A 319-nucleotide genomic window follows, 5' to 3' on the forward strand; every position below is an offset into this window, starting at 1 on the left:
TGTCCGGCAGCGACCTACTCTCCCAGGACCCTGCGGTCCAAGTACCATCGGCGCTGGTGGGCTTAACTGCCGTGTTCGGTATGGGTACGGGTGTTGCCCCACCGCCATTGCCACCGGACTGGCTCCCCGAGCAGGACTCGAACCTGCAACCTACCGGTTAACAGCCGGGCGCTCTACCATTGAGCTATCGGGGAACATTATTCAATTCAAGGGATTGCTCCCTCAAAACCGCACAGAGTTCTTTTGAGGTTAAGACCTCGACCTATTAGTACCGGTCCGCTCAAAGCCTTGCGGCTCTTACACTCCCGGCCTATCTACC

At 57.7% G+C, this 319-nt stretch carries 1 tRNA gene and 1 rRNA gene; both read right to left on the bottom strand.

What is annotated here, in order from left to right:
- Position 1: 1 nt before the first annotated feature.
- Positions 2–118, bottom strand: a 5S ribosomal RNA gene (rrf, locus tag ULO1_RS14125).
- Between the two features lies 1 nt (position 119).
- Positions 120–194, bottom strand: a tRNA-Asn gene (locus ULO1_RS14130).
- Positions 195–319: the final 125 nt, after the last annotated feature.

The sequence above is a fragment of the Carboxydocella sp. ULO1 genome, from assembly GCF_002049255.1.
Classification (GTDB): domain Bacteria; phylum Bacillota.